Raw genomic sequence first — 21817 nt, forward strand, 5'->3', positions numbered from 1 at the left:
AGTCAAACAACGCCTCGATTGAGGTGCCGAAAAAGCGGGCAAACCGGAAGGCAAGAGGCAGGCTTGGGTCATAGCGCCGGCCTCTATGGCGTTGATGGTCTGCCGGGAGACACCAAGCTGTGTGCCCAACGCTTCCTGCGAAAGGCCGCATAGCCCGTTTTTTTAAGAAAGCAGACATAAAAAAAGCCGCCCCGAAGGGCGGCTTTCTTCACATCACGCGTGTGAGTAAAAGCAGCGTTACGCTGCTTTGATGCTCACCGCAGATGTTTTGCCGTTACGGCCAGCTTCGAGCTCGTAAGAGACCTGCTGTCCTTCGGTCAGGGTGTGCATACCAGCGCGCTCAAGTTCAGAGATGTGAACGAACGCATCCTGCCCCCCGCTGTCGGGCTGAATGAAACCGAAACCCTTTGTGGGGTTAAACCATTTTACGGTGCCTGTTGCCATAACAAGGCTCCTTCTTAAACAATAGCGGTCGTGCACAAAACACACACGAAATCATAACTTTTAAGGAGAAAGAGAAACGCAACATGCGTCAATAACTCGGATAAAAGCACCCGCTGCACCTTTGATGCGCCTATGTTCGGACGAATGCAAGGAAAAACTTTTTCCTGCCATGCCGGGCCGGTTTTTGGAAAACGGATGCTGTTATCGTGTGGGCCGCTGCATGCTCATACGGACGGTGTCCCAATAGGTGCCATTGACCTGAATGGTGGCGCGCTGGGTGTGCTCCTGCTGGAAGCCCAGTTTCTGATACGTTTTTTGTGCGGGCGCGTTGCCTGCATACACGTTCAGTTCCAGCCGCGTGATGGTGGGAAAGCGGAAGGCTTCCCGGATGATCTGGCGCAGCATGGGTATGGCCAGCCCCTCCCCCGCTGCGCCGGGGCAATGGCGACACGGGACAACCGCGCCGTGCCAGTCTCCCACGTAAACGCAAGTTGCGCATGGCCGACAGGGATGGTGTGCGCCATGGCCATCCAGCACAACCGTTTGGGAGGCGTGCTGTGGCCTTCGTCCAGCATTGTTTGAAGTTGCACGTCCGTTATCGGGAAATGCACCAGCGGGCCGCCCCACTGGATAATGTCGGCCTCTGACCCAAACCAGCCAGAAAGGGCTGCAAAATGCTCACGCGAGAAAGGGACGAGGGTTATCATGGTGGCAACATTAATGAAAAATGTGCTGTGATAACAAGGGATATGTGAAGCGGAGTGAAAAGCAGTTTTTGAGGAACGCAGGCAGCGGTTCTGCTCTTGCTCTTGCTCTTGCTCTTGCTCTTGCTCTTGCTCTTGCTCTTGCTCTTGCTCTTGCTCTTGCTCTTGCTCTTGCTCTTGCTCTTGCTCTTGCTCTTGGCGCGAGGGCTTCAGAACATATTGGGTGACCAGCCGCATTCTGGTTTTTTAGAGAATAAATACGAACAGAGTCTTACTATTACTCTTATTTTTCAATCCACTTTCTCAGATTCGGGCCAGAAAAGTGCGGTTGAAGGTGGGGAGTGGTGTGCTTTCTGTGAGCGCCGTGAAGGCTCCGGCGGCGGCATCCACCTGATCATCATGTGCGGCGGCGGGGAAGGCTGCGAGTTCTTCCAGAAAGGCTGGGGTCCATGCCGCACGCAAAGCGAGGACATTCCCGGCATTGACCTGTGCTGCAAAAGGCGCTGCGCGGGTGGCTTTGTCTCCACTTTCGCGCACGGTGCGGACACGGTAGCCCGCCAATCTGCCGGTGAGGTAACGGGCCTGCGCCACGCCTGCCTGTCCGGGGTCCTGGGGCAGAATGATCTCAGTTTGCGGGCCGTCCTGCGCGGCGGTGGCGAGGATGGCGGCTTCAACCTGTGCGGGGTCTCCACGCAGGCGGGCGACATCCGCCACGCAGAAGCGGCCATCTGACAGCCGTATCATTTTGACGCCCACCGTCCAGTCCGCGTTGGGGCGCGTGCTGGCACGCGTGGCGGCCAGATCCCACCGGCGGACGGTGGCTTTGCCAGACATGGGGGCCGGTGCGTGATCATTAGTGAAAGGGCGGGCCGGATGAGTGGGGTCAGATTGGGTGGGAAAAGACCCTATTGGAATGGCATCCACCACGGAAATGAAAGCTGTTTTGAACAAAGCGCCTTCTGCTGGCGTGGGGTTTTGCTGATAGAGGGCGCTCCACTCCCGTGCGCCAATGGCCAGACGGATGTGGGCGAGGTCTTCTGCCGGGAAGGCCTGCGGCCACAGAGGCGCGCCAATGGGACGACCCGAGGCATCCTGCGGGCCAGCGAGGGCAGGAAGAGAGAGGACATCCCATGCCTCGCCCGTGTTGTTCTGCATGTCATCCAGCAGACGGCCTGCGAGATCATCCGGGGACCAGCGGGTCATGACCAGCACAATGGCACCGCCGGGCATAAGGCGGGTGCGCAGCACGGCGCGATACCAGTCCCACACGGCGGCGCGACGGGTTGGGCTTTCCGCTTCCTGCCGGTCTTTTATGGGATCATCCACAATGGCGAGGTGCGCGCCCTTGCCTGTCAGGCCGCCGCCAATGCCCATTGCGGCATAAACGCCACCCGCGTTGGTGTGCCAGACATCACGCGCGGCGCTATCTGCCGCCAGCGTGACAGAAGGGAACAGAGCGTGGAAGCGGCGGGAGGCCACAAGGTTACGCACATCGCGCCCGAAATCCTGCGCCAATGTGGCCCCGTAGGACGCGGATATGACCTGTTTATGAGGGTGACGACCAAGATACCATGCCGGAAAACGCCTGCTGACAAGCTCGGATTTTCCATGCCGTGGGGGCATGAACACCATCAGCCGTGTGATGGTGCCACGTTCCACTGCATCCAGTTTCTGACAGAGCAGATGGTGGTGGGCTCCGGACTGGTAGTCGGGCATGGTGTAGCGGGTGAAATCAAGCAGATTCTGGCGTGCGTGACTACGGTTTTTCAGTTCAGCCTGTGCGTTCTGACTGACCTGCCTGCGCAAGGGCATTGAGTTCATCATCCGTGAAATCTTCAAGACCTTTGCGCACAACCGCGTTCATGGACAGGCCAGCAAGTTTGGGGTGCAGGTAAGGGGCAGCCACCTTTGCAGCATCAAACTGTCGGTCCGTTATGGTCTCGTCCCCCTGCATGACACGGGTGAAAATTTCCAGCGGCGTGACGGGCGGTGCAGCCGATGAAAGAACCGCAGGCGAAGAGGCGAAGGGAGCGGATGGTTCAGCGGGTGGCAGTTGTGGTGGTGGAGCGACGGTCTGCGCGGATGCTTGTGAAGCAGGCGGCGCTGGTTCCGATGCCTGGGAGCGTGAGGACGGCTGGCAGGAAGCGTTTTTTGTGGGGCGAGTGGAGAGTGGAGCGGAGACGCGGGCTGAGGCTGAGGCTGAGGCTGAGGCTGAGGCTGAGGCTGAGGCTGAGGCTGAGGCTGAGGCTGAGGAAATGGTGGGGGTATCGGGCAGCAGAGGCAAGCGTGGAGACGAGCCCTTGCTTGGCGGAACAAGGGAACTGGGCCCGGAAGGTGCAGGTTGAGGGGATAAGGAGAGATCAGGACCGGCAACGGGGGGTTGTGGTGCGCCTGTCTGTCCGCCGTCAGGATCTATGGGACGAAATTGGTGAATTGAATAATGGAGGATTTCTGGCTCATCGTAACGACGAAGGAGTGAAGTATGAGCCAGAAATCCTTGCCGGAGACGACATCGGGGGAACGGTTGATCCGCGATATCCGCCGGGCGACGCGTCGGCAGTATTCGGCGGAAGAGAAGATCCGCATTGTGCTTGATGGCCTGCGGGGCGAGAGCAGCATAGCTGAGCTGTGCCGCCGTGAAGGTATTGCCGAAAGCCTGTATTATTCCTGGTCGAAGGAGTTTCTTGAAGCCGGGAAGAAACGACTTGCGGGCGATACGGCGCGTAACGCCACAACCAGTGAAGTCCGTCATCTGCGTGACGAGGCGCGGGCCCTGAAAGAGGTCGTGGCCGAGCAGACACTGGAACTGCGCCTGCTTAAAAAAAGCATGATCGGGGCTGGGGGAGACCCCGCATGAGATATATGGCTTCGGAAAAGCTCGAGATCATCCGCCTTGTCGAGCAATCAGCCCTGCCGGTTCGGCAGGTTCTCGGCAAGATTGGTATCCCGCGTTCAACCTTTCACCGCTGGTGCGATCTCTATCGGACGGGCGGCCCGGAAGCCCTGGCGGACAAACCCTCTGGACCCAATCGGATATGGAACCGCATCGCGGACGATATCCGTGCACAGATCATTGATCTGGCGCTGGAGACGCCGGAACTGTCGCCTCGTGAAATTGCCGTGCGGTTCACCGACGAGCAGGGCTATTTCGTCTCGGAAGCCTCGGTCTATCGCCTGCTCAAGGCCCATGACCTGATCACCAGTCCGAAATTCATCGTCATCAAGGCGGCGGAGAGCTTCCATACAAAAACAACAGCGCCGAACCAGCTCTGGCAGACGGATTTCACCTATCTCAAGGTTATCGGATGGGGATGGTTCTATCTGTCGACCATCCTTGATGATTTCTCACGCTACATCATCGCCTGGAAGTTGTGCACGACCATGGCCGCATCCGATGTGACGCAAACGCTGGAACTCGCCTTGCAGGCATCAGGGCTTCATCAAGCCACGGTCAGACACCGGCCGCGACTGCTCTCCGATAACGGCCCCTGTTATGTTGCTGACGAACTCGCGAAATGGCTAAATCAGAACAGCATCGATCATGTGCGTGGCGCTCCCAACCATCCCCAGACACAGGGGAAGATCGAACGTTGGCACCAGACGCTCAAGAACCGCGTGCTTCTTGAGCATTATTATCTGCCTGGAGATCTCGAAAGCCAGATCGAGGCATTCGTCGAAAACTATAATCAGCGCCGCTATCACGAGAGCCTCAACAATCTCACGCCGGCAGATGTCTGGTTCGGACGGGGGCAGACAATCCTGCTCGAACGTGAGCGCATCAAAAGAGCTACCATCCAGAAACGACGCTTGCTTCATCAGCAGCGTGCCGCCTAAACATCATAATCAGATGGGCCAGACCCTCCGTTATTTCACACCATCCATAGTCCCAAATCTTTCGACGACGGACAGGAAGGGGGACATCCGCGCGGTGACGGGGAGCCCCCGCGGGCTGGAGAGGACAGAGCAACAGGTGTGTGCCCTGATGATGCATGATAACCCAGCGTGTGTGGGAGGTTCGCACAACGTCTCCACACGCAAGGGCCGCAGGGGATGCAGACACAGGCATGCAAACTCCTGAAAAAACAGAGAGCGGGGCAAGTGGAGCGGGAGGGCTCCGGGCGGCTTTTTTGTGAGGATGACCGTTCTCTAAGCCTGACCACGCGCGCTGGCAAACGCCTTTTGACAGGATGGATTCTGCGTTTTTCAGGCGTGGATCAAAGCGGGGCTGAGCCTAACAGACCTGTGAAGAGAAAACGGGTTTTTGTGTTTTTTCTGGCTGTTAGGGCACATTTCATTTCGGTTTGTGCGGGGAGGATGGTGCGTTCTCATGTTATTACACAGATAAGTGATATGCGTTTTTTAGATAAATCCACATAATGACCTCAAGCCCCGCACAAGAGGGTGTCTTACACAACAACGCTGTGGATCAACCACAGGATCTGAAGCCCACTCCCTGCCTGTCTCTCCCACAGGCATGCCGGGTTTAGCCCCTGCCCGGCAGTCACTTCCCGGCTTTACACTGGCGCGTTGGCTCTCCCTCCTTCTGCAGGCGCGCCAGTGTAACGGCTCCAGGCCACGCTGCATTCCGTCTTTCCCCTTGAAGACGCAGTCGTGGCCTGGCGTGGGCTTTTTTGCAACGGCCATGTGGAACGCAATGAAAGAAACACCGTTTATGCCCTAAAGTTTTTCTTTCTCTGCTCCATAAGGCCCGCAGGCGCCCATCCCCTTTCATTCAGGGGATAGCGGAGGCAGCCTGACACGGCACCCTGCAAAGGATACACCATCATGAACCGAACAAGCCGGTATCTTCTGGCGGCAGGACTTGTTGTTCTGGCTTTGGGAACAGCCACATATGCCGTGGTGATGCGGCCGGAACGGGCCAGACTGCCCATAAGCGAGAGCATGGGTTCCCGCCCCAAACTGCCGCAGCCCAATGCCACCCTGGTGCCCACGGTGAACATTGCCCGCCCCGTTGGGTGGAAAGAGGATGAAGCCCCCCACCCCACCACGGGGCTTGCGGTCAAGGCGTTTGCCAGAGGGCTGAACCACCCGCGTTGGCTTTACACCCTGCCCAATGGGGATGTTCTGGTGGCGGAAACCAACAGCCCCGGCACGGATGCACCCGGCCTGAAAAAGCGGATTGCGGGGCTGATACAGGGTATGGCGGGCGCAGATACGCCCAGCCCCAACCGGATTATGCTGCTGCGCGACACGGATGGAGATGGTGTGGCGGATGAGCGCACCGTGTTTCTGGACAAGCTCTATTCGCCCTTTGGCATGGCGCTTGTGGGAGACAGTTTTTATGTGGCCAACGCCAATGCCATCTGGCGTTTTCCGTATCAGGACGGTGAAAAATCCATCACGGCTGCCGGGAAAAAGGTGGTGGACCTGCCTTCAGGCTATAATCACCATTGGACCAAGAACATTCTGGCCAGCCCGGATGGACAGTATCTTTACGTAACGGTGGGGTCTAACAGCAATGTGGGGGAAAACGGGCTGCCAGCGGAAGAAGGCCGCGCGCGCATTAACCGGCTGACGCTTGCCACGGGTGAGATGACACCGTACGCCACCGGGCTGCGTAACCCGAACGGTCTGGCGTGGGACCCGCAGAGCGGCGCGCTGTGGGCCGTGGTGAACGAGCGTGACGAAATTGGCAGCGATCTGGTGCCCGATTACATAACAGCCGTAAAGGAAGGCGCTTTTTACGGCTGGCCCTACAGCTATTACGGTGGCCATGTGGATGAACGCGTGCAGCCACAGAACCATGATCTGGTCAGCAAGGCGGTTGTGCCGGATTATGCGGTAGGCGCGCATACAGCCAGCCTGGGCATTGCGTTCGGACAGAACAGCACCTTACCGGAGATCTGGCGGAATGGGCTGTTTGTGGCCCAGCACGGATCATGGAACCGCAGGCCGAAAAGTGGCTACAAGGTGATATTTGTGCCGTTTCAAAGCGGTGCGCCCAATGGGCCGCCAGTGGATGTTCTGACGGGCTTTCTGACTGCGGATAAAAAACATGCCCATGGCCGCCCGGTTGGGTTGGCACTGGACCACACCGGTGCGCTGCTGGTGGCGGATGATGTGGGCAATGCCGTGTGGCGGGTAGCCGGTGTGCCGGAACAGCCTCAACCGCAGCAGGCTGCCGCCCCGGAACCCCAGCCACAGATGCAGCCTTAATCATCCTCCGGGTGGCGGGCCGCGGTGCGGGCGACAACAGCGTTGGCCTCCCGCACTGCACGGCCTTCATCCCCCGTGCGCTCCAGACACTCATTGGCAACTTTTGCCCATAGGGACTGGAGCATTTCCGTTGTGGCCTTATGCGTGTGGTGTTGGGCGTCATCAGGTGTCCAGGGCATGAGGATTCTCCGTGAGTGAAAAAAAGGCGCGTTGGCTAGACCCTTACTTGATGTGGAGTCAGGCGTTTTTTAAGGGTGAAACCGTAAATTTGAAGACTCCCGTCTGGGATCGGGTGGCGTGGAGAGAAAAACCCAACGTATGGCTCCACAAGGAGATCCGCCAGCCGGACTGGACTGACGTTTCATCTGTGGTGAGTATTATCACCCTGAAGGCCGGTCTCTGGGCGGGGCAACACGGGTGGGGTGCTGTCCTGAAACGTCAGCCAGTTCTGCCATATGGTGTATGTGCGCTGGCGGGTCTGGCGTCTATCGCACCCCAGTTGCATCATGACCCGGAGTGTACCCTGCTGCCAGTTTGTAAATACGGCGCCGCATTCAGCGTCCCGATAAGCCTTCCATGCGGTTTCTGAGTGCTGGAAGGCTTTCTGGCTCTCTTTCAGAACCTTTAATGTGCCATCATCTTTTGTGTCGGTGATCTGTTTCTGAAGAAACGCAAGCGCGGCCTTGGCATATTTCTGATGCGTTGCTTCGTCCTGCGCCAGTGCATCGCCGTCACACTGGTTCATCTCAATCGTGTTGGTACCCTGGCATGACGTTGCGGCTGCGTGCGCCTGTGCTGCGCATAAGAACGCCAGAGCAGAAAGCACTGCGAAGCGGGACATATGGCCCCCTTTCACGACATGAAAAGCCTTGGGCCAGACGAGCGCTTGCGCTGCGCTATGGCGAGGGCAAAGTGGTGGCGGATGCGGCTGCCTTGCGCGCCATGCGGACTTGTTTTGCGGCTTTGCGGGCGTTTTCTTCAAACGCTTCCAGTTGCTCAAGCAACAGGGCGCACTGGGCGGCAATCTTGCGTTGGGCGGAACTGGCGGAGAGTTGCGGAAACAGGGCTGCCCCCATGGCGCGGAAAGAGAGTTCATCCACCAGCATCATGCGCAGGCGTTGGTGGGCGCACAGGCCAAGCGCTTCCCGCACGCTTGTAATACGCGCAACGGCTTTGCCCCGCACCATCTGCCAGGAGACTGCATCATGTTTTATAAGAGTGCTTGGTCGGTGGTCCTGTGAAAACTCCTTGTAATCACAATAACCAAACACATAATCCTGATACCAGCGTTCAGCGGCATCGGCGGCGGATTGGGTGATATCTCCCGCGTTCAGAAGCGCCTGCACGGTACGGCGCACACGCATGGGGTGCGTGCCCACAAATTCAGAATGGGTCAGCCGTTCTGGTGTGGGTGCCACTTCCATGACGGACGGTGGTGTGGCGGATCGCAAGGAAGAAGCAGTGGTGCGGTTTTTCCTGAGTGTCATGAAAAATCCTTTCTCATCTGTTTGTTTTCACTCTCTTTGTGGAGAGCAATGTTCGAATTGGCTGGTGCAGAGGTCGCGTTACGAGGAGGTAGAGGGCTGTGTGGGCCGGTTATCTGGCGCGCGCTGTGAGGCTGATTATGGAATGGTGGTTCTGTGCGTCTGGCTGACAGAAATGGTTTGGCTGGCAGGTTGTGGTGCCGCACCGAGCAAATTGTGGAATACGAACCAGGGGGTGCTGATCGCGGGTTTTGGTTGCGAGAGATGACGGCTGCGATGCCGGGTGTGCTGGAAAAGGCATGGGATGCGGGCTCTGTGGTGGTGATGGTGGTTTTGGTTTTGGTTTTGGAGTGAAGGATGGAGGGCGCTGAGTGCAGATGCAGGCCTAATTAATGGACGGGCGGCGTGGCGTGGGTTTGGGATGCTGTGGTCTGGGATGTGGTGCTTTGGAGTGTGGCGTCACTCTGGGAGTGCAGGCGGAGCAGAGCGCGGCATCCTTCTGCATCCCGCCTGATGGTTTCAGCAAAGGGCAGCAGCAGGGTGCGGAGTTCGTTGGGGCTGGGCCAGCGGGCGCCGGTGGGGTAGCCGTTGCGGGGTGGTTGCCGTGCCCATGCAAGGCGGGCATCCCGCCCCCATGCGCCTGACGGGATATCACCACACACCTCAAAAATGGCGCGGCATTGGCTGGCGGCAGTTTCAGCCCCCGGCGGGTTGGTGACAAGCTGACTGAGTTTTTTCAGCCACGCGGCAACATGCAGTTCTGTGACAGGCTGAAGCGCGTGCTGCACGAGCCCCCATTGCTGCCGTATGGCCTCCATCATGTTGGGCGAAACATCGCGCACTGTGAGCGGCACGCCAGCAGCCCGCGCGGCAAATACGGCACGCAGGGCGGGTGCGGCAGGCGTATAGCGGGTGGGTGGGAGTGCCGGATATGTGTGGGGTATTCCGGAAAAGTATTTATCAGGCGCGGGGTTTTCCGCGGTTTCTGACTGATGCGCCCATGGCGTTCTGGCAGCGCACGGCGCATTGCGTGTTCCAGCGTGCGACGCAGCCGCTGGGGTGCTGGCATTTGGCAAGCAGGCTCCGGCGTTTTCCGACTGTGCGGCGAAGGACTGCAGCATGATCACACGCCTTCCATATCGGGCACGTTCTGCCATGCGGCCAGCCGCTGAGCATGGGGTGAGGCAGAAGCCGGATGAGCAATGGGCTGGGCCAGTTCGGCCACGCGGGCACGCACCTTGGCTTCTATCCATGAAACAGGTTCTGCCGGGTTGAATGCGGCACATTCCGCCAGCACTGCCAGCAGGCAGGCGGCATCATCATGCAGCATTTTCAGCCATTTCCCGAGAAGGGCACGGGTTGAGCGCTCTGGCCGCCCTGTTGCTTTCTGCAAAAAGCTTAGACCGTGTTTAAAAAGATGCAAACGCACATCATCGTTCGACCCGAACGCAGTGAGGGTACAGTCTGCTTCTGACTCTGCCTCTGCTTCTTGGTGTTTATGGGGCGGGCTTAACCCCTCCCCCACACCCGCGGGCTGTGTGGAAGGCGGTGAAGATGCGGGTGTTTGGCTGGCGGCTTTCAGGCTGGGATTACCGCCTGTGCGGCCCCATGCAGCCCCTTGGTCTGACACTGCTTTATCGCGCAGCAGGCGACGACTGTAGATACAGCCTTCAGGCGTGGTGCTGAACACCCCGGCGTCCCGCAGTTCTGCCATCAGGCGCGCGATCTGCCGTTCTGCCACACCCAGCATAAGCGCAAGTTGGCGCGAATGCAGGGGGCGGTGATTGACGCATAGATGGCCGTAGGGTTCGCCCTCATGCATCAGGCACAGCAGACGCATCCACAGCCCCTGCGCGGCCAGCGAGCACAGGCGGAGTGCCGGGTCTCGTTCATAATCCTGCCACCAGAATTTGGACCAGCGACGCTTGCTCATGCCTGTGCCTTTGCGGGAAAAGTGCTGTTATGTGCACGCGTGTTGCGAAGCATGGGGTTGGAGCATCTGGACACGGTGCGACCGGTTGGGGTCAGGCTCTCATTGCTCGGGCACGCATCTGTGTGGTGCGTCTTTCTGTGGTGCATAGCGGTCTGGTGGCCGGATGCGGGGCTGGCGTTTGTGGGGGGCGGTTCATCTGTTTGCCAGTGTTCCAGCCCGCGCCACAGGCCACGCAGGGCGATGGGGTGGCCGGGAGGAAGGGGTTCGGCATCCCGCAGGGGTTCGTTCCATTCGTCCTCGTCTGTTGCAGAGGGGGCGGAGGCAAGGCGGGCGTGTTCATACCGCATGAGCGCCTGACGCACGCTTTCCATGCAGCGGCCTGTGTGACGGCCGATCTGGCGCAGGGAACGCCCGGCACGCCGCAGGGCGACCATTTGCTCAAGCAGGGTGACGCTGGTGCCCGGACGGGCTGCGGCCTGACACGCGACATCTGCCGCAGCAGTGGGATGAGGCGATTCGGAGAGGGATAAATCACACCCACTTGACGGCATAAGAGAGCGGGTGTGACGCATCATATCCTCCGTGGTGGAAGAGGCTGCCGATGCCTGTTGACGGGAGAGGCCGTGCGTGGACGCGGCAGTGCCGCGCGGTTGCGCCATTGGTCGTGATGACACCGAAGCGGAATGCGGATTTATGGAAGACATATCAACAGGATAGAGAGGTGTTTCACGCACAGGCTGAAGAACAGGCATGGAGGCTTTTCCGTTATGAAAGCTGGTCAGGAGCCCCCGGCCTTGAGGTGGGAGGCTTAAGGGGAACGCTAGTGTGACCAGTCCCTCTTGGTCAAGCAGAAATGGTGTGATATATCCCTTTTTGATCTTGCTTCGTTCTTATGGGATACCTCCCCCTATGATACGCTCCCCTGTTGCTGATGAACTTGAACGGCGCATGGCGCTGCTGGGCCTGACCCAGAAGGCTCTGGCCCGCAATGCTGGCGTGGGCGATACCTACGTGCGCGATATTCTGAAGGGGAAATCCCGCAATCCGGGGGGCGAGAAGCTTGAGCGGATTGCGGCCATTCTGGGCTGCACGGCGCGGGACCTGCTGTTTCCTGCCCATGCGCGCGGGGTGGCCGAACAGGATAAGCCCGCCCGTTATACCCCGCCATCGGATATGCCCAGCGTGTGTGTGGAACTGAACCCGCCCGGTTATGTGGCGGTGCCGTTCATTTCACTGCGTGCGGGCATGGGTGGCGGCGGGTATGTGGAAGATCAGCTTCTGGGGCGTCCCAAGTTTTTTGAGGAAGAGTTTGTGCGCGGCACCCTGCGCGCCCACCCGGCGGATTTACGGGTGATAGAAGTTGAAGGCCAGTCCATGGAGCCGATGCTCAAGAATGGAGACATGGTGCTGGTGGATACCCGCAAGGTGTCCATTATAGAGCCCGGCATTTTTGTGCTGTTTGATGGCGATGGCGTGGTGTGCAAATGGGTGGAGCGCGCCCATGAGGCCACCGAACCCATGATCCGCATCAAATCTGAAAACCCGCGCTTTTCTCCTTATGAAGTTCCGGCCGAGATGGTGCAGATCATTGGCCGTGTGGTGTGGTTTGCCCGGCGGCTATAGCGGGTGCTGGTTCGGGCGGCTTGGGGCCATAAATGAAGGTGGAGAGGGCATCTGGATGGACCTCCCGCTCAAACACGGCGCGGATCTGCTCTGGCGTGGCGGCGGCCACGGTTGAGATGTCACGATTGGGTTGATCAAGAGGCAGATCGTGGCTGATGAGGAAAAGATCGCGGTTGGCAATGCTGTTGAGTGAGGCCGTTCCGAAAGGCTGGGTGCGAAGATAGCCCCCTTTGACCCGCGCCAGTTCTGCGGTGCTGACGGGGGTTGTCTGCATATCCTTCAGCAAAGACCGCGTCAGGGTTTCTGCCAGCGGCACCTTGGCGGGATCGGCCCCGAACGAGACCTGAAAGGTGCCTCGGGTTTCATCCACGGAGGTCGCACTGCGCACGCCATAGACATATCCGGTCTTAACCCGCAGCGCCTGATAGAAGCGGGAGGGAAAACCGAGGCTCAGGATCTGGTTCCCCAGAGAAAACACCATTGTGTCCGGCTGCCCCAGCCTGAGCCCGACCGGCTGGAGGAATTCAACCATATCCTGTGTGCGGCCTTCTCCATCCATCTGGAGGGAGACAGTCGGGATATCGGGAAGCGGGGGAAAAATGACATCCGGCTTGGGGCCGCTGGCATGCCAGTTTCCGAACGCGGCCATGACCGCCGTTTTTGCAGCATCGGGTTCGATATCCCCAATCACTTCAATAACCGTCATATCAGGCCGGTAGGCTTTCTGGAAAAATGCCGTGACATCATCCCGGTTCACGCTGCGGATGGTCTGGGGTGTTGCCTGCCGTAATTGCGGATCATTGGGGGGCAGCAGGCGTTCAAGTGCTGCGCGCTGGAACATGTGGTTCGGGGTTTGCAACAGGCCTTGCCGGGCAACCGCCAGTTTCTCCCGCACTGTGGCAAGATCGGCCTCACGGAAAGCGGGATTCAGTTGGGTGTCTGCAAGCAGGGCCAGAGTGGCGGGAAAATCCTGCGTCTGGGCCGCGGCCCCGAACGTAGAACCAATCCAGACCGAACTGCCGATATCATCTGATCGTTTTACAATACTCAGCCGGTCATGCTCAGGAGTGCCGTAGAGCAGAAGTTGAGACGTGAGGGAGGCAACACCATCCTTGCCAGCCGGTTCTTCCAGCGCCGGGTTGATGCGGACCATCCCGAAGACCTGAATGGTATGGGACGCGTGGTAAGGCCGGACGATCAGCCGCAGCCCGTTTGGCAGGGTGGAAACGGAGCGCGGCAGAGGCCATTGCGGCGCGGGTGGCATAGTCAGCACGGATTGCGCCCAGTCTGGCAGCGGAACCGCGCCCACTGGTTTGTCCCCAAACGATTCCGCACCACCGAACCCTTTATCCTGCGTGGGAGGAATGTTGCCCTGCGGGAGCGAGATCTGGGTAATGGCGTGATCTGGGTCCAGATAGCGGGCCGCAAGCGCGTTTACCTGTTCTGGCGTGACGGACGCATAGGCTTTTGTAAGGGCATCCGGGCTGCTGACGCCCCATTCCGCCACGGCCATGGTCCAGGCGTAGGTCAGGCCGGCAATGCTGTTGCGTTCAAACTCGGCCCCTTTTAGGCGCGCCCGCTTGGCGGCCTCCACCAGATCAGCCGGAATACCGCGGGCGCGGTACTCAGCAAGAACCGCATTCAGATTCGCCTGATAAGAGGCAGGATCCTGCCCACGGGGGAAAGAAATGGAGGCTGTAAGAGCGGCGTTATTGGCTGTTCCGGCATAAAAGAACGATGTTCCGAGACTTTTGCCATCCAGCCCCAGCACACCGAGCTTGCTGCGGCTGTTTGAGATGGCATCTGCCAGAATGGCCAGTGCGGGGGCATCAGACTGATGCAGGCCGGGCACGCGCCACCCGATGGTGATTCGCCCGACCGCGGCATCCGTGGGGGCGGTGAGCGTGCGGGCGGCAGGCTGTGTGAGCGGAAGTGTCGGGCGCGCCGGAAGGGGGCGGGAGGGTATTGTGCCGAAAGCCTGCTGCACCAGTTTCAGCGTGGCTTTGGGCTGAACATCCCCCACAACAAACAGGATGGCGTTATTGGGCGCATACCATGCCTGATAGAACTGACGCAGGCGTTCTGGTGTTGTGGCATCAAAAGACTGGCGTGTGCCAAGGGCGCTCCACGCAAAAGGAGTGCCCTTGAACAGGGCTTCGTCAAACTGCTCCTTTGCCCGCATCACGGAGCTGGAGCGATCGCGCGAGACTTCCTGCTCAATAGCCCCGCGTTCGCGCGCCCATTGGGCAGGATCAAGCGAGAGGTTCTGCATCCGGTCGGCCTCGATATGCAGCATGACGCCGAGATCAACCGGGGCGATATCAAACACATATTGCGTCTGCTCGTAAGCGGTGAAGGCGTTGGCACGGCTGCCGGTGGCCTGAAAAATACGGCTTAACTGATCATTGTTAAGGGTGGACGTACCACGGAACATCATGTGTTCCAGCGCGTGCGCTGTGCCGGGGAAATCGGCTGAGGCGGCTGTGGAGCCTGCCAGATAGACCAGCCGCGTGGCCACCATGGGGGCTAGTGCATCGCGCACAATCACCACACGTAATCCGTTGGGAAGGGTTGCCTGCACCACACCGTCTTCCGCCAGGGCGGGGCTTGCAAAGCCTGTTGCGGCCAGAAACAGCCCGATCTTAAGTGTTTTGATCCAGCGCATTATCCCCTCCCCTGCTTCAGCGTCTGTAACACTGGCGGGAGGGGGTGCGTATTTCAATTTTATGATGGTTTTGCCGCCGCAGCAGCCCGCCCTTTCAGCGCCCTGACCACCGCAGGCGGGGGGAACGGAGTGGCCTTAAAGCAGCCGTTTCAGGGGAGCGGTTTCTGATTTTTCTGGGCGGCCTTTCACCCGAAACAGTGCGCGGCGCAAAACAGCAGCGACATTTCTTCCCGATGACAGAAGCATTCTTTCCTTTTTGGGGACGATAAAGCCTGCCGCGCAAATGCGACTTTTTTGCGTTTGGAAAAATTAAATATATTTAAGGACCAAATTACTCCTGTTTCTCACGTTTATTTGATATTGGTGATGCACGAACTGTTTGTTAGGAAAGTATTGACGCGCATGGCAATCTGGATTGGCACAAGCACTACAGTCAACAAAAGCTGGTCAAATAGCGAAAACTGGACAGATCTGGGTGGCGGTAATTCTGGCGTTCCGACCACATGGGAAGGGATCACAGTCAATAACGATGCCGTTGTTGATCTGCCTGCGTCCTATTCTTCATCAGGCACGTTGACTGTTAACGGCGACGCCACATTCAATAGTGCGGACAGTGGCAGCAGCCTTAGCTTTGGCTCTGCCTCCTTTGCTTCCGGCAGTAATCTGACACTGAATGGCGTTTCTGCCACTTTTGGTGGCGGAGCCAAGGGAACAGGCACCATCACCCTGGAAAACGGGGCTTCGCTGAAGAGTTCTAACGGATCGGAGATCGCTTCTACCGTTATCTTCAAGCAGAACACGGATGCGACAGGGGCCGTTCTGGGCAACACGCTGACCATTGATTTCAACGGTGGCACAGCGAACCAGATTCCCTCCATTCAGAATCTGAGCACCTACGACAAGATTGTTATTGCCGGAACCGGCTCTACCGCCGTGACGCTGAGCATGACCGCTAACGGAGACGGGACGTATTCTCTTACCGGAACCATTCCGGCTTGGGGCAACAAGACTTTTGTGATCTCCAGTTCCGTAACGCTGGCGGGTAACCTCACCCCAAGCGACTTCACGGTCACAACCGATAGCGCCAACACCACTGTGGTCTGCTTTCTGGCGGGCAGCATGATCCGGACCCCGACGGGCGATGTGGCGGTTGAAGAGATCCGTGTGGGGGATGAGGTTGTGGCTTACATCAACGGGGAAGCCGTGGTGCGCCCGGTGGTCTGGGCGGGGTGCAAGCGCGCCACCGTGCGGGCACATCTGCCGGATGATGAAGCCGGATACCCGGTAAGGGTGAAGCAGGATGCCATTGCAGAAGGTGTGCCTTACAAGGACATGCTGATCACGCCCGACCATTGCCTGTTTTTTGACGGCCGGTTTGTGCCGGTGCGGATGCTGGTAAATGGCACCTCCATTTTTTATGACCGGAGCATCCTCTCTTACGATTACTATCATATCGAGACGGATGAACACTCGGTCATTCTGGCGGATGGCATGTTGACGGAAAGCTATCTGGACACGGGCAACCGCATGAGCTTTCAGCAGGAAGGCATCGTCGCGCGCCTTGGTAGCCGCACCCTGAACTGGGCTGAGCATGCGGCTGCGCCGCTGGAGGTCTCACGCGCCTGGGTGGAACCGCTTTTCCACGCTCTTGCCGCGCGGGCCGGTCTGACTTCGGCAGATGCTCCTGCTGTGGTGCATGATGCTGACCTCCACCTGCTGACCAACACAGGCACCGTTGTGCGCTCCCTGCGTGCGCAGAACGGGCGTTCGGTTTTTCTGCTGCCGCCGGGCACGCACGCTGTGCGTATCCTCTCCCGCGCCAGCCGTCCGGCAGATGTGATCGGGCCGTTTGTGGATGATCGTCGCCAGTTGGGTGTGCTGATTGGCGAGATTACGCTGCTGAATGGACACAACCGGCACAGTGTGCGGGAGCATCTGACAGTCAGTGATCTGTCTGGCTGGCATGGTCTGGAAAGCGAGCAGATGCGCTGGACCGGCGGGAATGCGGCCTTACCGTTGCCCGAGCTTGCGGAAAACGGCTCCGCACGGAATGGCCTGACACTTCTGATACTGGAAACGGTTGCGGCAGGCCCGTATCTGGTGGACAGGGCCGAACATGGCGAGGCTGCCCGCTGCGCCTGAGCCTGCCTGCCCACCCTTCACGGTGGGCAGAACGGGATGTTACAGCCGACCACGCAGCAGAACGCCGCCGAACCCCATGAACACAACGCCTGTGACGCGATCAAACAGTTTCCGCAGATCAGGCCGTTGCAACATGCGGGAGAGGCTGGTTCCGCCAAAAGCGTAGAGGCTGTACCAGAACAGTTCCAACGCGAGAAAGGTCAGGATGAGCACCAGAAACTGTGGCACCCGAGCCTCATGCGGGGAAATGAACTGTGGGAAAAATGCTGTTGCGAACAGTAACAGTTTGGGATTGCTAAGCCCCACAAAAAACCCATCACGCCACAAAACACGCAGGGACAGATGAGGGTTGGCCATGGCGGCAGAGAGTGTTTCTGCGCCGCTATGGGGGCCATGTTCGCCCGGCACCAGTGAAACACCCGTATTGTCTGATACCCCGTTGCCATCTTGCATGGAGGGGGATGCTGCTTCTGGCACGGCCCCTGCCCCGCGCCACGCCTTGATGCCCAGATAGATCAGATAAAGTGCGCCAGCCACACGCAGCACACCAAACAAACGCGGGGCTGCGGCCAGTGCGGCCCCTAACCCGGCGGCGGAGAGGCTGAGCACCACCACCAATGCACTCAGGCAGCCAGCCATGGTCATGGTGCACCGTTTGATCCCGACCTGTGCGCTACGGTTGAGCACATGCAGCATGTTAGGCCCCGGAACGGCGCAAAGAAAAAAGACGATACCGCTAAACACCCACCACACATGCCAGGACATGGGCTGCTCTTTCCTGTTTTTTATATTGGAAGCGCATCGTATCGCACATCCTCAGGAAACGCTATCTGGCCTGCGGTCTCTCTTCAAATAAAGGAATCTGGAGCGCTTTCTATCCTGCTTTTTCAGGAAAGTGCCTGCTCTATCCCTATGTGTCTGCCCCGGGAGCCCGGCAGGGGCAGAGGACCGGGGCGTTCGCCACGTGTCAGAAAGATCGGTCTCCTTTCGTGTTTTTTAGGAAGTTAAAGGGAAGCTGTTTGAAAAATCTGTCAGGTTGATCAGGTAGTTTTTGATGGTCCTTTGCGGAGAGTTGCCCCTGTTGGCTGCGTATTGCGCCGTCAAAGCCACTTTTTTCTGCCGCGCATATATCTTCCTGCCCTTTCCTGCTGATGTTTCAAACAGCACCGTGCAATCAGAACAGGGCACGATCTGGGATAGTGCCTTCATCAGGCGCGATGTTTGACACAATCTTGTTCAGAGAAAGTTTTCCGTCTGCGCCGGTCATATCTCCATTTGCACAGCCGGAAAGGGCGGGGGCCAGGGCGAGTGTGAGCAGGGCGAGACAGATCGCTTTTTTGTTTTTTCCGCTCATGTCTTTTCATCCTTTATGTCTTACGGTTCGACCCAAGGATGGGGACTGATCCCCGGCCCACGTGCAGGCTCATAACTGTCAACGCGTGGCAGAAGGAATGTTCAGTCTTGACCGTCATCCGTGGTGTATCTGAGCCGGACTGTATAAAGAGCCATCACGCAAAGCAATGTGTGTTACAGAATTATTACAGTAATTATTATGTATATATTCATAAGTATGATTTATGATGATGTAAAATTTAGAATATTTTTAATATTGTTTTATTTATTTCATTAATTTTCCGTCAGAATTCGTATGATATCTGGTCTTATTCGGGTTGTATTTTTTTATCCCGCTAGAAAGATGAGGTTTTTTCTTCATTATAAGAGCATGATGCATCATACGCGTTGTATGAAGGTCTGTTATTACAGAGATCACAGTAGCATTAGGAAAGAAGAGAAAAAGAAACTGCGCGAGAATAACAGAACACAGATCAGCCATTCCGCACATGAGGAGCAGGGAGTGCGGTGGTTCCTTCCTTGGCAGATTAAGCCGGGCTGTTCTGATGCGTGTGCGCTTGCGTGGTCAGCGTTACAGGGGAAGCGCCTCCCCCTTTATGCCGCAACGCGAGACTGATAATGCCGACGAGTAAGATGCGTCCGTTACAGGATGATTTACGCCACATGCCCCTGCCCGGCAGTGCGGCGTTCAGGCTTGATCAGGCGGAGCAGGATTGCCGTGACCTTGAAGCCATAAGCAACCTTTTGCGGAAAACGGCTGGTTCTATTACCCCCATCATACAGCGGCTGACCTATGGCACCCTGCCGCTGGCCGTGAGGGAAAGTTGCATCATGCTGGAAGCTCTGGCGGAAGAAATTGAGCGCGATGATGTTGCGACTGTTCAGGAGGCTGCTGCCCTGTGACAGGCCGTGAGCATAACAGGCCGTAAATGGGGGCTTTGGCTTTGGCTTTGGCTTTGGCTTTGGCTTTGGCTTTGGCTTTGGTGGATGAAAAAACAGCGCCAGGGAAGATGCACAACTTTTGTTTGTGCCGAGTGTTTGTTCTCTCCCTGTGGGTCTCTGCATCCGGTTATCAACCGCTGGGATCGGAGGGCGGGTGTCAGGCCGTTCTGAAGAGGGGAAAACGGGCCCAGCATATCGTACAGGCGAAGGAAGCCCGGATTTTGCGGGCAAAATAGAATGATAGTCGGCTGAACGGATGAAAGAGCGTATCACAGATGCGTGTTTCCCGCAGCGTCTATTCATTGTTTTTTCGCAATTTTTTTCTTGTTGACCAATTCGACAACAATCCTTCTTTTTGGGTCTTGCGTTGTGCGCAGGATAAGGGAATTCTGAACAGACGGTGTGGCCGGAGCGGCTTCCAGTTTGTGCAACCTTTCGGATGTAAAGACCCCCTATCTTGAAACGAAGAGATCTGTTTGCGGGCTCACTTGCCCTCGGTGCGCTGGCCGCACGCTCTGCCTGGACCTCCATTCCGGCTGCGGCCCAGGCGCTGAACCGCACCGCCCCCGCAGGGTCCGTGCCGCACCTGACACCCATGCGGGTACATGCGGACCAGATTGCGGATATCAAGGTCTGCCTGCGCCCCTTCCGCCCCATGGGGCCACGGCTGGATGTGGAAAAGATTGGCGATAAGACGGTCATCCACAATTACGGCCATGGCGGCAGTGGGTGGTCTCTGTCCTGGGGTTCGGCTGATATTGCTGTTGGCAAGGCTGCCGCCACGCTGGACAAGAAAATTGCCGTGATTGGCTGCGGGGTGATTGGCCTGACCTCCGCCCTGACAGCCCAGCGCGCCGGGATGGATGTGACCATCTATACCAAGGATCTGTTGCCGCACACGCGCTCCGTGCGGGCGAACGGAAGCTGGACGCCGGATTCCCGCGTGGCGCTGACCAAACCGGCAGGGGACGCTTTTCCGGCCCTGTGGGAGCAGATGGCCCGTTATAGCTGGAAAACCTATCGGGATTATCTGGGCCTGCCCGGCAACCCGATTGATTTCCGGGATAATTACATCCTCTCGGACATTCCGTTTGACCAGAAGCATTTCCCGCCGCCGCAGCCCGGTGCCGGGGATTACAGCACCACGGGCAAGCCGCAGCACACCTCCGAATTTGCGGATTATGGCGATCTGATCCGCGATATTATTCCAAACCCTGAGGAGATTGACCCGAGGGACAACCCTTTTCCCGTAGCGCATGCGCGGCGGGCGAACATGATGATGTTCAACTTTGGGGCCTATGGGCATCTGCTTTTGTCTGAATTCTATCAGGCTGGCGGGAAGATTGTGATCCGTGAGTTCCATAACCCCGGAGACCTGAAGAGCCTGCCTGAAAACGTGATTATCAACTGCCCCGGCTATGCGGCGCATGATTGGTGGCAGGACAAGACCCTTATTCCCGTGCGGGGGCAGACCACCTGGCTACCGCCGCAGGCTGATGCCCTGTATGGCGTGGAGTATAAAGGAGCGGCCCTGCTTTCCAAAACCGATGGGGTAATGGTGCAGGCGCTGGATTTCAGCCATACGCTTGGAGAAATGGTAGGCGTAGGCAACAGTTTTGAACATGCTGACCGATCTGAGGCCGAGCAGGCGATCGGGATATTTGAGGATCTGTTCGCGCGCATGGGTAAGGAGCACGTCTGATGCGCATGATGGAAAAGATGCGCCCTGCCCTGTTCGGGGTATTGGGCCTTGCCGCACTGGCAGCCGGGACCATGAACATGGGTTGCGCACAGGCTGCCCCGCATGGTGCGCGGGTTAAATCTGGCTCGTCCGCGGGCTTGCCTGCCGCCAGTTATACCGCCGAACAGGCGGACCGAGGGGCGGAAACCTACAAGGAAGCCTGCGCAGTCTGCCATGGCCCGGCGCTGGGGGGTGCGTTTGATGCGCCGCCACTGAAAGGCCGGTTTGTGGCCAACTGGTCTGATGGGCCATTGAGTGACCTGTTTACCTATATGTCCGGCGCGATGCCCCTGTCCTCCCCCGGTGCGCTCTCGGCTGAGGACAACGCGGATATTCTGGCGTTCCTGCTACGTGAAAACGGTGTTGCCGCGGGCAAGACGGCCCTGCCCACCACAGCAGCAGCACTGGGCAAGGTGCGCTTCCCCAAGGTGGATGTGCAGAAGCAGCCGCCACTGGCCCCGGAAACCACGCCTGGCACCGCGCCACGCTGACGGGATACAGGGGAAGCGGTAAAAGAGAGGGCTGCGCACGAGCGGGAAGCTTTCTACAAAACGGCCTCCAAGGCTGGGCGGCAGTTTGTGCGGGACCAGTTTTCCGAACAGGCGGTGC

General features: G+C 58.2%; 23 protein-coding genes. 10 read left to right on the forward strand and 13 right to left on the reverse strand.

Translation table 11 applies throughout. The features are described from left to right. Nucleotides 1-237 precede the first annotated feature (237 nt). The gene (locus ASN_RS03940) at nucleotides 238-444 is read right to left on the reverse strand and encodes a cold-shock protein (protein WP_006558930.1); all 207 of its coding nucleotides are present in this window, start codon (nucleotides 442-444) and stop codon (nucleotides 238-240) included. A gap of 201 nt (nucleotides 445-645) precedes the next feature. Next, nucleotides 646-1071: a GNAT family N-acetyltransferase gene (locus ASN_RS19865; protein ID WP_167541285.1), complete on the reverse strand. Its 426-nt coding sequence runs from the start codon at nucleotides 1069-1071 to the stop codon at nucleotides 646-648. Between the two features lie 100 nt (nucleotides 1072-1171). On the opposite strand from ASN_RS19865, the gene ASN_RS03950 reads away from it, so the two are divergent. After that, complete coding sequence (locus tag ASN_RS03950) at nucleotides 1172-1375, forward strand: hypothetical protein (RefSeq protein ID WP_058987286.1); 204 nt, start codon at nucleotides 1172-1174, stop codon at nucleotides 1373-1375. 76 nt (nucleotides 1376-1451) lie between these two features. On the opposite strand, the gene terL is transcribed toward ASN_RS03950, so the two are convergent. Further along, a complete protein-coding gene (terL, locus tag ASN_RS03955; protein ID WP_058987287.1) occupies nucleotides 1452-2972 on the reverse strand; it encodes a phage terminase large subunit in 1521 nt (506 codons plus the stop codon). Beyond that, complete coding sequence (locus ASN_RS03960) at nucleotides 2920-3102, reverse strand: hypothetical protein (protein WP_058987288.1); 183 nt, start codon at nucleotides 3100-3102, stop codon at nucleotides 2920-2922. Before ASN_RS03960 ends, terL begins: the two co-directional genes overlap by 53 nt. Before the next feature lie 7 nt (nucleotides 3103-3109). Between ASN_RS03960 and ASN_RS19520 the strand changes: the two genes are divergently transcribed. The 3 genes from ASN_RS19520 to ASN_RS03990 all read left to right on the forward strand — a co-directional run bounded on the left by ASN_RS19520 (nucleotide 3110) and on the right by ASN_RS03990 (nucleotide 7325). Further along, nucleotides 3110-3493, forward strand: a complete 384-nt coding sequence (locus tag ASN_RS19520; protein WP_167541286.1) for a hypothetical protein — start codon at nucleotides 3110-3112, stop codon at nucleotides 3491-3493. Nucleotides 3494-3630: 137 nt separating this feature from the next. Further along, a protein-coding gene (locus ASN_RS03975) for an IS3 family transposase (RefSeq protein WP_099048284.1) occupies nucleotides 3631-4982 on the forward strand; the annotation gives its coding sequence in 2 pieces (ribosomal slippage) (nucleotides 3631-3967 and nucleotides 3967-4982; 1353 coding nt in all). Between the two features lie 951 nt (nucleotides 4983-5933). Next, nucleotides 5934-7325: a PQQ-dependent sugar dehydrogenase gene (locus ASN_RS03990; protein WP_006559625.1), complete on the forward strand. Its 1392-nt coding sequence runs from the start codon at nucleotides 5934-5936 to the stop codon at nucleotides 7323-7325. Here the strand turns inward: ASN_RS03990 and ASN_RS03995 are convergent. The 3 genes from ASN_RS03995 to ASN_RS04005 form a co-directional block, all read right to left on the reverse strand. Continuing rightward, nucleotides 7322-7504 (reverse strand): hypothetical protein, encoded by a 183-nt coding sequence (locus tag ASN_RS03995; protein ID WP_006559624.1) that lies wholly within the window; start codon nucleotides 7502-7504, stop codon nucleotides 7322-7324. The genes ASN_RS03990 and ASN_RS03995 overlap by 4 nt on opposite strands. A 182-nt stretch (nucleotides 7505-7686) precedes the next feature. After that, entirely contained in the window at nucleotides 7687-8166 is a 480-nt protein-coding gene (locus ASN_RS04000; protein ID WP_058987293.1) for a lysozyme inhibitor LprI family protein, read from the reverse strand. Nucleotides 8167-8221: 55 nt separating this feature from the next. Continuing rightward, nucleotides 8222-8812: a hypothetical protein gene (locus ASN_RS04005; RefSeq protein ID WP_082666567.1), complete on the reverse strand. Its 591-nt coding sequence runs from the start codon at nucleotides 8810-8812 to the stop codon at nucleotides 8222-8224. A 153-nt stretch (nucleotides 8813-8965) separates the two neighbouring features. Here ASN_RS04005 and ASN_RS04010 point away from each other — a divergent pair, with 153 nt between their 5' ends. Next, complete coding sequence (locus tag ASN_RS04010; protein WP_058987294.1) at nucleotides 8966-9163, forward strand: hypothetical protein; 198 nt, start codon at nucleotides 8966-8968, stop codon at nucleotides 9161-9163. Nucleotides 9164-9198: 35 nt separating this feature from the next. On the opposite strand, the gene ASN_RS04015 is transcribed toward ASN_RS04010, so the two are convergent. The 3 genes from ASN_RS04015 to ASN_RS04025 are packed head-to-tail and all read right to left on the reverse strand — an operon-like array spanning nucleotide 9199 to nucleotide 11494. Beyond that, nucleotides 9199-9930, reverse strand: a complete 732-nt coding sequence (locus ASN_RS04015; protein ID WP_058987295.1) for a hypothetical protein — start codon at nucleotides 9928-9930, stop codon at nucleotides 9199-9201. A gap of 2 nt (nucleotides 9931-9932) precedes the next feature. Continuing rightward, nucleotides 9933-10742 (reverse strand): hypothetical protein, encoded by an 810-nt coding sequence (locus ASN_RS04020; RefSeq protein WP_058987296.1) that lies wholly within the window; start codon nucleotides 10740-10742, stop codon nucleotides 9933-9935. Further along, the gene (locus ASN_RS04025; RefSeq protein ID WP_058987297.1) at nucleotides 10739-11494 is read right to left on the reverse strand and encodes a hypothetical protein; all 756 of its coding nucleotides are present in this window, start codon (nucleotides 11492-11494) and stop codon (nucleotides 10739-10741) included. Before ASN_RS04025 ends, ASN_RS04020 begins: the two co-directional genes overlap by 4 nt. Nucleotides 11495-11651: 157 nt before the next feature. Between ASN_RS04025 and ASN_RS04030 the strand changes: the two genes are divergently transcribed. Then, a complete protein-coding gene (locus ASN_RS04030; RefSeq protein ID WP_006559616.1) occupies nucleotides 11652-12365 on the forward strand; it encodes a LexA family transcriptional regulator in 714 nt (237 codons plus the stop codon). On the opposite strand, the gene ASN_RS04035 is transcribed toward ASN_RS04030, so the two are convergent. After that, entirely contained in the window at nucleotides 12328-15030 is a 2703-nt protein-coding gene (locus ASN_RS04035; protein ID WP_058987298.1) for a M16 family metallopeptidase, read from the reverse strand. The genes ASN_RS04030 and ASN_RS04035 overlap by 38 nt on opposite strands. A 402-nt stretch (nucleotides 15031-15432) precedes the next feature. Between ASN_RS04035 and ASN_RS20140 the strand changes: the two genes are divergently transcribed. Next, on the forward strand, nucleotides 15433-17172 hold the full coding sequence (locus tag ASN_RS20140) for a Hint domain-containing protein (RefSeq protein WP_058987299.1): 1740 nt from the start codon (nucleotides 15433-15435) through the stop codon (nucleotides 17170-17172). Between the two features lie 39 nt (nucleotides 17173-17211). On the opposite strand, the gene ASN_RS04045 is transcribed toward ASN_RS20140, so the two are convergent. Both ASN_RS04045 and ASN_RS04050 read right to left on the reverse strand, forming a co-directional pair. Further along, on the reverse strand, nucleotides 17212-17937 hold the full coding sequence (locus ASN_RS04045) for a LysE family translocator (RefSeq protein WP_058987300.1): 726 nt from the start codon (nucleotides 17935-17937) through the stop codon (nucleotides 17212-17214). A gap of 409 nt (nucleotides 17938-18346) precedes the next feature. After that, complete coding sequence (locus ASN_RS04050; RefSeq protein ID WP_058987301.1) at nucleotides 18347-18526, reverse strand: hypothetical protein; 180 nt, start codon at nucleotides 18524-18526, stop codon at nucleotides 18347-18349. 617 nt (nucleotides 18527-19143) lie between these two features. Between ASN_RS04050 and ASN_RS04060 the strand changes: the two genes are divergently transcribed. The 3 genes from ASN_RS04060 to ASN_RS04075 all read left to right on the forward strand — a co-directional run bounded on the left by ASN_RS04060 (nucleotide 19144) and on the right by ASN_RS04075 (nucleotide 21699). Further along, nucleotides 19144-19428, forward strand: a complete 285-nt coding sequence (locus ASN_RS04060) for a hypothetical protein (protein ID WP_157765110.1) — start codon at nucleotides 19144-19146, stop codon at nucleotides 19426-19428. 496 nt (nucleotides 19429-19924) lie between these two features. After that, a complete protein-coding gene (locus ASN_RS04070; protein WP_058987305.1) occupies nucleotides 19925-21169 on the forward strand; it encodes an FAD-dependent oxidoreductase in 1245 nt (414 codons plus the stop codon). Beyond that, nucleotides 21169-21699, forward strand: coding sequence for a c-type cytochrome (locus ASN_RS04075; protein WP_058987306.1), 531 nt, complete (start codon nucleotides 21169-21171; stop codon nucleotides 21697-21699). The genes ASN_RS04070 and ASN_RS04075 overlap by 1 nt, the downstream gene beginning before the upstream one ends. Nucleotides 21700-21817 lie beyond the last annotated feature (118 nt).

It is taken from the genome of Acetobacter senegalensis (genome assembly GCF_001499615.1).
GTDB lineage: Bacteria > Pseudomonadota > Alphaproteobacteria > Acetobacterales > Acetobacteraceae > Acetobacter > Acetobacter senegalensis.